Below are 10,521 nucleotides of genomic sequence, written 5' to 3'. Positions count from 1 at the left end.
TAGATAAAAAAGTGTCACCCACCAATCAACTGGTGCGTGACACTTTTTTATTCTACTGGGTTTTGTCCCAGCCTCTTGATCCATTATTTTTTCGCTTCATTTTGTTTTACTGCTGCTCCAATAAATCCTTTAAATAACGATTGAGGTCTTGTTGGACGGGAGGTAAACTCCGGATGAAATTGACTAGCAACAAACCATGGATGATCTTCAATTTCAATCGTTTCAACAAGTCGACCATCTGGACTTGTACCAGAAAAGACAAATCCATGTTCTATCATTTGGTCACGATACGCATTGTTAAACTCGTAACGGTGTCGATGTCTTTCTTCAATAAATTCTTCACCATCATAAGCTGCTCTTGTTTTCGTATTGTCTTGAAGCTTGCAAGGATATATACCTAACCTCAATGTACCACCTAAGTCAGAAACATCTTTCTGCTCTGGTAATAAATCAATAATTGGATAAGGTGTACTTGGATCAATTTCTGCTGAATGTGCTCCTTGCAAATCCAGTACATTACGAGCAAACTCAACTGTTGCTAGTTGCATCCCTAAACAAATTCCCAAAAATGGGATTTTATTTTCTCTAGCATATTGAATAGCTACAATTTTCCCTTCTATACCACGATCTCCAAATCCTCCCGGAACTAAGATACCATCTACATTTTCTAAAGATTTATGAATCGTTTCCTGATCTAGCTTCTCAGAATTAATCCAATGTACATTAATATCTGCATCATAAACAAAACCAGCGTGTTTTAATGCTTCGACAACGGAAATATATGCATCCGGTAATTCAACATATTTCCCAACAAGTGCGATATCCACTTTTTTGGATAAATTACGTACTTTAGATACAAGCGTTTTCCACTCTTCCATATCTGCTTCTTGGCAATCAAGTCCAAAATGACTACATGTTAGTTGATCTAATTGCTGTTCCTGCAAGGAGATAGGCACTTGATATAGCGTATCTGCATCTCGCATTTCTATAACCGCTTTTTCATTAATATCACAGAATAAAGCAATTTTTTCCTTCATTTCTTTGCTAATCGCACTTTCTGTACGTAATACAATTACATCAGGTTGAATTCCTAGCGAACGTAACTCTTTAACACTATGTTGGGTAGGCTTCGTTTTCATTTCACCAGCAGCCTTAATATAAGGAACAAGCGTACAATGCAAATACATTACACTATCTCTTCCTACATCCTTCTTGATTTGACGAATTGCTTCTAAAAATGGCAAGGATTCAATATCACCTACTGTGCCACCGATTTCGGTTATCACTACATCTGCACCTGTTGCTTCACCGGCACGAAAAACTTGCTCTTTAATTTCATTAGTAATATGTGGAATGACTTGAACTGTTCCACCTAAATAATCGCCTCTGCGTTCTTTACGAATTACACTCGAATAGACTTTACCGGTTGTTATATTACTATATTTATTCAGATTAATATCAATAAATCGTTCATAATGCCCCAAGTCCAAATCTGTTTCCGCGCCGTCCTGGGTTACATATACTTCCCCGTGCTGATAAGGACTCATCGTTCCAGGATCAACATTAATATATGGGTCAAACTTTTGAATAGTTACCTTTAGACCGCGATTTTTCAACAAACGTCCCAAGGAAGCAGCTGTAATTCCTTTCCCTAAAGAAGATACAACTCCTCCAGTCACAAATATATACTTTGTCATCGTCTTTCCCTCTTTCTTTACATGATTTTCTTATCTTGATTTGTTAAATGAATGGGTAAATGATGGGTAGCTTTATCTATTACATTTATCTTGTACTTATCTGCTGAAAAATAATAAAAGCGCCTCCCCAAGTTGGATGGGGAAACGCTTCGATAATTAAAATAAAAGAGCCCAATTTAAATTGTACTGATCCAGCTATAAAAAGTCAAGCTTACTTCAAATCCATTATTTAACACGCTCTAACTCTTCATTATCGTCATCGTCTTCTTCATAATCCTCATCATTTTCATCAAATTCTTCATCGAATTCCTCATCAATCTCTTCATCCATATCATCGATATCAAAATCGTCTTCAAAAATCTCTAGATCATCTTCTACAACATCTAAATCATCTTCTACATCTTCTTCTTTTTTCTTCTTCGCTTTTTTCTTCTTTTTAGGTGCGACGGTAACTTCTTCATCCATTTGCTCTACAGGATACCAGCGTTTTAATCCCCACATATTTGAACCAGTAGTAATAAAACGACCATCTACGTTCAAATCCGTATAAAATTGGGCAATATTAGCTTCTTTTTCTCCGTCTGTAAATCCTTTTAATTCTGCTATCTTATCAAATACGTCTTTAAAATGAAAAGCTTTTTTCTCATCCAAAAGAATTAAATTAGCTACTTCAATCATAGACATATGTTGAATTTCTTCGTGGCTATAATTTTTCAAGCTCACGGTAACGCACTCCCTTTACTTGTATATTGATGGCTTATTTTGCCTAATTTAACTATTTGTTTATTGAATAAGTATTTCTAGTAGTCTTCCTACTACCTTTAACCATACCATACATTATAAACAAATATACAGGGTTTATGCTAGCAATTAAGCAGAAAAAATATGAAGCTTTTTACGGTTTCACTATTTTTTAATATTTAGAAGTCTAAAAATAGCATACATATGCAGTAGTACTTTTTTGTAAATCTTGATATATTGAATTTAAGAAGTAATCGGTGATGGATTTATTCCGAAGCAGTTATACTGCTCATCAAAAAATGGATCTGTCTATCCATGTACTCTTCAAGCGTAAATTGTTTTTGTAGCATCCATCTTCTAAACCCCCACATTTGTCCTTGTATAAAAATATTATTTGCTAGCAATTCTCGATCTCGCTGAGAAATTGAACCGGGAAAACAAGTAGAGATGACACGCTCAAGCATAGATACCATGTCTCTTTCCTTTTGCAATACATATTCTTTTATCTCTTTTTCTAAAGATTTCACTTCCTGATACATAATAAGTACTTCTTCTTGCATTTCATCCATTAATCGGAAATATGAACGAATTGCATTTTTAAAATGATCCACAGACGAATTATTCAAATCAATCTGCGCTTCTAAACGTTCAGACACCTGCTGATAAATAGAATCACATACAAGAAATAGCACATCTTCCTTCGTCCTAATATATTCATATAAGGTTCCAATGCTGAAGCCTGATGCCTTAGCTATTTCTCTGGTCGTCGTACGATGAAATCCTTTTTCTTTAAAAAGCGTCATTGCACCTTTAATCATTTGATTTCTGCGCTTTTCTACTAACTCTTGATCTTTTATGGAAGAAAGAATGGGATCCATATTCTTCTTCACCTCCTACTTCTACCGATCTACTTTCCGGAAGTTATCATTCTTCCTATTACTAAGCGTTGTATTTCATTGGTACCTTCATATATTTGTGTAATCTTGGCATCACGCATAAACCGTTCAACTGGATAATCTTTCGTATAGCCATAACCACCAAATATCTGAACCGCTTCAACCGAGATCCGCATCGCTGCATCCCCTGCAAACAGCTTTGACATGGCCGAAGCTTTTCCATAAGGCTGCCCCTCCGACTCTAGCCAGGCAGCTTGATAAGTTAAAAGTCTTGCCGCTTCTATCTCCGTTGCCATATCTGCAAGTTTAAAAGAAATACCCTGATTATGAGCGATAGGCTTGCCAAATTGTTCTCTTTCTTTTGCATAAGCGGCAGCAGCATCTAATGCTCCTTGGGCAATACCTAGCGCTTGTGCAGCTATTCCATTGCGTCCTCCATCTAGCGTTGACATTGCAATTTTGAACCCTTCACCTTCACTACCTAACAGATTCTCTTTAGGAACTCGACAATTTTCAAATACGAGTTCTGTTGTAGGTGAGGAACGTATACCTAACTTCTTTTCTTTTTTACCAAATGTAAAGCCTTTTGTACCTTTTTCTACAATGAATGCGCTAATTCCTTTATGTTGCTTATCTGCATCTGTTTTTGCAAATACGATATAAATATCTGCTACACCACCATTAGTAATCCACACCTTGTTTCCATTTAAAACAAAATGATCCGCTTCTTCCTTTGCCGTGGTTTTCATGGAGACAACATCACTACCAGCCCCTGGCTCAGACAGTGCGTACGCTCCAAGCGCTTCACCTGTAGCTAGCCGTGTAAGGAAATTCTTTTTCTGTTCTTCATTTCCATATTTGTAGATTGGCCAGCTCGCCAATGATACATGCGCAGATAGCGTAACTCCTGTCGAAGCACAAACACGGGAAAGCTCCTCTACAGTAATGACATAACTCATGTAATCTGCGCCTATTCCTCCATATGCTTCTGGCCAAGGTATCCCCGTTAATCCTAGTTCAGCCAGTTTATGAAAGATTTCTCTATCAAACCGTTCTTCTTCGTCACGTTCAGCTGCGGTTGGTTCAACCTCTTTTTTGGCAAATTCTGCAACCATTTTTCGCAGCATTTGCTGTTCATCTGACAGTTGAAAGTTCATTACTGTCCCCCCTTAGTTATTAAGTAGATGTTTGGCAATTACGATATGCTGTATTTCACTAGTACCTTCATAAATCTCGGTAATCTTGGCGTCTCTAAATAACCTTTCCACAGGATAATCCTCGGTATAACCATAACCACCATATATTTGCACTGCCTCAATGGCATTTTGAACAGCAGCCTTCGATGCATATAGTTTTGCCATGGAAACTTCCTTCCCACAGTCGTTCCCCTGTTCAACAAGAGAAGCAGCTTGATAAACAAGTAACCTTGCAGCTTCTGATCGAGTTGCCATATCAGCTAATTTAAAGGAGATTCCTTGATTATCTGCAATAGACACACCAAATTGTTTTCGTTCCTTTGCATAATTTGTTGCATATTGCACAGCTGCTTCACCTATACCTAAAGCTTGAGCTGCGATTCCAATTCTTCCAATATTTAAATTATGCATGGCTATGTTAAATCCTTCACCTTCTTTTCCTAGCAGCTGCTCTTGTGGTATTTCGCATTGATCAAATGTTAAAGAAACGGTATTAGATCCATGTAATCCCATCTTTTTTTCTCTTTTCCCAATGCTTAATCCAGGCGTGTCTTTCTCAACGATAAAAGCGCTTATATCCTTCTTTCCATCGCCAGTACGAGCAAAAGTGATATATGTATTTGCTTCTCCACCATTTGTGATAAAAATTTTTGATCCGTTCAATATATACTTGTCTCCATGTCTTACTGCCCTTGTCCTTAAACCACTTGCATCTGAACCAGCACCAGACTCCGTTAATGCAAAAGCACCAATATATTGACCAGATGCTAATTTTGGTAAGTAGTACTGTTTTTGTTTATCAGTCCCAAAATAAAGAATTGGATTTGTTCCCACAGAAGTGTGGACAGATAGTATAACACCAATGGTTGCACTAACTTTTGAAATTTCGTGAATGGTTTGAATATAGGATGTGTAATCCATTCCAGCTCCGCCATATTCTTCTGGGATTGGGATACCCATTAACCCTAAATCCCCCATCTTCTTTAAGACTTCTCGTGGAAATCTATCTTCTGCTTCCATCCGTGGGATTTCTTGAACGATTTCTGTTTCTGCGAAATCTTTTACCATTTTACGTAGCATTTTTTGCTCTTCGGTTACCTGTACCATTAGTATTCCCCCTTTTGTCGATTCATGTTGAATCAGTTATACACATAAAAACCTTTTCCTGACTTTTTCCCAAGCCAACCAGCTTTGACATATTGTCTAAGTAACGGACAAGGGCGATACTTACTATCCGCAAAGCCTTCATGAAGAACTTCCATAATATATAGACATGTATCTAAGCCAATAAAATCTGCAAGTGTAAGTGGCCCCATCGGATGATTCATTCCTAGTTTCATAGATGTATCAATATCCTCTACGGAGGCTATACCTTCATATAATGTATAAATGGCTTCGTTAATCATCGGCATCAAGATTCGGTTGGAAACAAAACCCGGAAAATCATTGACCGCAATTGGTGTTTTACTTAATTTCTTCGCCATATCTTCAATGATTTGGTAGGTTTGATCACTTGTTTGTAAGCCGCGAATAATTTCAACGAGCTTCATTACCGGAACAGGATTCATAAAATGCATACCGATAACCTGCTCCGGTCTGTCTGTTACTGCAGCTATTTCGGTTATTGGTAAGGATGAGGTGTTAGACGCAAGAATCGCATCGGCGGGAGCGATGACGTCTAATTGGCGAAAAATGTTTGTCTTTACCTCCATATTCTCAATAACCGCTTCAATAATTAAATTAGCTTTGGAAGCATCCTGTAGCGTTTCTGATACAGATAAGCGTTGTAGCGTTTCCAATTTTTCTTGCTCTGTTATCCTTTTTTTTAGCACAGACCGATCCAATAGCTTCTGAATCGTCTGCATCCCTCTTTCCAATGCAACAGCATTGTTATCATTCAATTGTACTTTGAGACCTGATTGTGCACACACCTGTGCAATACCTGCTCCCATTTGTCCTGCGCCAACTACCATAACTCGTTTAATTTCCATGTTTTACCTCCTTTAGAATCCCTTTGTATATACGTTTATTGCTATTACTTCGGTACCTCAATCAATATTGCATCCCCTTGGCCACCGCCACTACAAATAGCAGCAATACCTAAACCACCGCCTCTGCGTCTTAATTCGTATATTAACGTTAAGATAATTCTCGCTCCGCTCGCTCCAATTGGATGTCCTAAAGCGACCGCTCCTCCGTTCACATTTACCTTCTCCTTATCAATTCCTGCTATCTTTCCACTTGCTAACGAAACTGCCGCAAAAGCCTCATTGATTTCAAATAAATCAATATCATCCTTTTTATACCCTGTCTTCTCTAGCAGCTTATTAATAACAAGCCCTGGTGTTTTCGGAAAATCTTTCGCAGGAACAGCTATTTCTGTATGCCCTTGGATGATTGCAAGTGGTGTTTTTTCCAGTTCCTCAGCTTTTTCATCTGACATTACCACAAAGGCACAAGCACCATCGTTAACACCAGGAGCATTCCCAGCTGTAATCGTTCCATCCGTGTCAAAGGCAGGTCTTAACGTACTTAATTTTTCTAGACTTGTATCTTTCCGAGGGGCTTCGTCCGTATCAACGATAACTGCATCCCCTTTACGCTGAGGGATTTCTACTGGAATGATTTCTTTAGCAAATTTCCCTTCCTCTATCGCTTTAACTGCACGTTGATGACTTTGGTACGCCCATTCATCCTGCTCTTCTCTAGTCAATTCGTACTCTTGAGCTGTTGAGTTTCCATAAACACCCATATGAACACCCTTAAAGGAACAGGTTAAGCCATCGTGGACCATCATATCGATTACTTTCTTATCACCCATGCGATTACCCCACCGAGCATCAGGAAGAATATACGGGGCATTGCTCATACTCTCCATTCCTCCAGCTACAATTACTTCTTCATCACCTAGCCGAATTAATTGATCAGCTAGTGTTACACTACGTAATCCAGAAGCACATACTTTATTAATGGTTTCTGTTTTTACCTCCCATGGAATACCTGCTTCTCTTGCTGCTTGACGAGATGGTATTTGTCCTTGTCCACCTTGCAAAACATTTCCCATAATCACTTCATGAATATCTGCGCCATTCATATCCGCACGTTTTAATGCTTCTCCAATTGCCTTACCGCCAAGTTGCGATGCCGTTAATGGCTTTAACGCACCTCCAAATTTACCAAAAGGCGTTCTTGCACCTGCGATAATTACTGATTTTCTCATCTTAAAACATCCCTTCTTTTTTTGATTACGCTTTCTTTATGATTGAACGCTCGCTCAAACAATCTTCTAATAAAAAGCTTGGCATAACCTCCTACCAAGACGCGACGTTGCTTTTCATTTATTGGAAAATAGAGGAGGATGGCTCCCCCTCACATTTCTCTGAGTAAACCGTTGCTTTTCCATAAATATAATAAACGTAATATATAACTAGCTGCTTAAGCACTCTTTACCTCTTCTTCTCTAAACACAGATAACGCAAGTATTTCTGCTACGTCCATCGTGCTAATATCCTCTTCTACTTCTTTTGCTTTTGTACCATCACTTATCATTGTTAAACAGTATGGACATGCACTAGATATCATGTTTGGCTGTACTGCCATCGCTTGCTCCGTACGTGCTACATTAATTCGGTTACCGGTTGTCTCCTCTGACCACATAAGTCCCCCGCCAGCACCACAGCACATACCATTCTCCTTGCTGCGATTCATCTCTACTAATTCTAATCCTGGAATGGAACGAAGTATTTCTCTAGGAGGATCATACACTCCGTTATATCTTCCTAAATAGCATGAATCATGATAAGTTAGACGCTGATTTATTTCACGTTGTGGTTCAAGCTTTCCATTTAGAACTAAATCATATAGTAATTGCGTATGATGGTATACTTCAGCTTCAAATCCAAAATCAGGGTATTCATTTTTAAAAATATTATAAGCATGTGGATCAATGGTAACGATTTTCTGAACATTATTTTTTGTGAATTCTTTAATGTTCTTCTCAGCAATTTCCTGGAATAAAAACTCATTTCCTATTCTCCGAGCTGTGTCTCCTGAATTGGCCTCTTTATTGCCTAAAATTGCAAAGCTTATACCTGCTTGATTCATTAATTTAGCAAATGCAATAGCAATTTTTTGACTTCTGCTATCATAAGCCCCCATTGAGCTTACCCAAAATAAATATTCAAATTCCTTATCTTCTTTCTTCAACTCTTTTACTGTAGGGATATATACTGCTTCATCCTGCTCTCGCCACTTGATTCGATCTTTTTTAGACAGTCCCCAAGGGTTTCCTTGCCTTTCAATATTCATCACCGCACGTTGGACGTCCTGATCCATTTTCCCTTCCGTCATAACAAGATAGCGGCGCATATCAATAATAGTTCCTACATGTTCATTATTTACCGGACACGCATCCTCACAATTTCGACATGTCGTACACCCTGATAATTCTTCTTCTGTAATAACGTCTCCGATAAGACTTGCGCTTTGAACCGTTGCTGCTGCTTCATTATCTGCACTTGCACTGTTTCCTTGAGTATTTGAAAAAGCATATGCAGGAACCCATGGTGATTTACCAGTAATAGCTGCGCCCTTCTCCGTCAAATGATCACGTACTTTAATCATTATGTCCATTGGTGACAGCATTTTTCCTGAACCAGCTGCAGGGCATACATCTGTACATCTACCACACTCGACACATGCGTAGAAGTCTATCATTTGATGCTGCTCAAAATCTTCTACCTTGCCTACGCCGAAAGAAATCTCTTCTTCGTCTGCTTCTTCATCCATATCAAAATCAAGTTTTTTTAGCTTGCCTGGTACACGCTTACTTAAAAACACATTTACAGGCGCAGCCAATAAGTGAGCATGTTTAGATTGTGGTACATAAACTAAGAAAGTTAGAATTGTAATTGTATGCACCCACCATGCTATATAAAATAGTACCATTGCTACCGTCGGTGTAATCCATCCAAATACTAATGCTATGGAACTAGCAATTGGCTCAGTCCAAGTCGGATCATGTCCATGCCATAGAAGTGCCATTCCATTTCCAAATAACACGGAAATCATTAAAGTCCCAATAAATATTAGCACTAGTCCCGCTTTAAACCCTCGCTTCAGTCGGACAAGCTTTTCCATATAACGGCGATAAAATGCCCATGCTACTGCGACAAGAATCATTAATGTAACTAACTCTTGGAAGAATACAAACCCTGGATAGAATATACCGAGTGGTAAGTGATTGTCCGGAGATAGCCCTTTTATAAACATATCAATAGCACCGAATTGGACAAGAATAAACCCATAGAACATCATGACATGAATAATACCGGATTTTTTATCCTTTAATAATTTTGATTGTCCAAACACAATTTTTCCAATTCTTCTGAATCTTTCTTTGAAATCACGATCAAATTCTGATTTTCTGCCTAGCCTAATATAGGCTACTCTAGTTGCCACAACCTTAACGAATAGGTAAATACCATAGATTGTGATTGCTACAAAGGCCAATGCGTTAATAAGCAGAAATGTTTCCATTCATTCGCTCCCCCTAATCATGTAGTAATCTATTATAATGTGAAATTTTCATTGTTACTAACAATGAAAGATTTATAACCAACATGATAGCGATTCCATTTTTCAGAAAAATAACTTCATTTAAAATCTTATGTATCCCTACTATAAAATATGAATGATCATTCAGTCAACCTTTTTTTGCTATAGGCGATTTCACCTTCTGTTTCACTATGCAACAGTATATAGGTTAGAATGCAGGTAGATAGTAATAGATCAATGCTATCTTAATTATTCCAAATAAACATACTATTCACAAGTATCAACTCCAATAAATCAAAATCTCCTCTTTGCTTCCGCGGAAGTTGGAATGTTGCCCACGTAATGCGAAGTGTATATCCCCTGCAGGGTCAGGATTGCTGTATAGAGTAAAGCTTCAATCATTTGGGGTATTACTGCCAGCTATATGTGGGATAA

At 38.2% G+C, this 10,521-nt stretch carries 8 protein-coding genes; all 8 read right to left on the bottom strand.

Features of this window, described 5'->3' with window-relative positions:
• Nucleotides 1–83: 83 nt before the first annotated feature.
• A complete protein-coding gene (locus JUJ52_RS21740; protein WP_026681805.1) occupies nt 84–1,697 on the bottom strand; it encodes a CTP synthase in 1,614 nt (537 codons plus the stop codon).
• A gap of 225 nt (nt 1,698–1,922) precedes the next feature.
• Nucleotides 1,923–2,420: a DNA-directed RNA polymerase subunit delta gene (gene rpoE / locus JUJ52_RS21735; protein WP_205389122.1), complete on the bottom strand. Its 498-nt coding sequence runs from the start codon at nt 2,418–2,420 to the stop codon at nt 1,923–1,925.
• A 284-nt stretch (nt 2,421–2,704) separates the two neighbouring features.
• A complete protein-coding gene (locus JUJ52_RS21730) occupies nt 2,705–3,316 on the bottom strand; it encodes a TetR/AcrR family transcriptional regulator (RefSeq protein WP_034679226.1) in 612 nt (203 codons plus the stop codon).
• 29 nt (nt 3,317–3,345) lie between these two features.
• Entirely contained in the window at nt 3,346–4,491 is a 1,146-nt protein-coding gene (locus JUJ52_RS21725) for an acyl-CoA dehydrogenase (RefSeq protein ID WP_026681808.1), read from the bottom strand.
• Nucleotides 4,492–4,503: 12 nt separating this feature from the next.
• Nucleotides 4,504–5,637 (bottom strand): acyl-CoA dehydrogenase, encoded by a 1,134-nt coding sequence (locus JUJ52_RS21720; protein WP_026681809.1) that lies wholly within the window; start codon nt 5,635–5,637, stop codon nt 4,504–4,506.
• 32 nt (nt 5,638–5,669) lie between these two features.
• The gene (locus JUJ52_RS21715; protein WP_166530103.1) at nt 5,670–6,521 is read right to left on the bottom strand and encodes a 3-hydroxybutyryl-CoA dehydrogenase; all 852 of its coding nucleotides are present in this window, start codon (nt 6,519–6,521) and stop codon (nt 5,670–5,672) included.
• A gap of 44 nt (nt 6,522–6,565) precedes the next feature.
• Nucleotides 6,566–7,750, bottom strand: a complete 1,185-nt coding sequence (locus tag JUJ52_RS21710) for an acetyl-CoA C-acetyltransferase (RefSeq protein WP_121603964.1) — start codon at nt 7,748–7,750, stop codon at nt 6,566–6,568.
• A gap of 215 nt (nt 7,751–7,965) precedes the next feature.
• Nucleotides 7,966–10,068 carry a (Fe-S)-binding protein gene (locus JUJ52_RS21705; protein ID WP_026681812.1) on the bottom strand — a complete coding sequence of 701 codons (2,103 nt, stop codon included), beginning with the start codon at nt 10,066–10,068 and terminating at the stop codon, nt 7,966–7,968.
• Nucleotides 10,069–10,521 lie beyond the last annotated feature (453 nt).

The organism is Virgibacillus sp. AGTR, from assembly GCF_016919725.2.
Taxonomy (GTDB): Bacteria; Bacillota; Bacilli; order Bacillales; family Amphibacillaceae; genus Virgibacillus; species Virgibacillus salarius.
The sequence above is the reverse complement of the archived record's forward strand: the minus strand, read 5'-3'. Positions and strand labels throughout refer to the sequence as shown.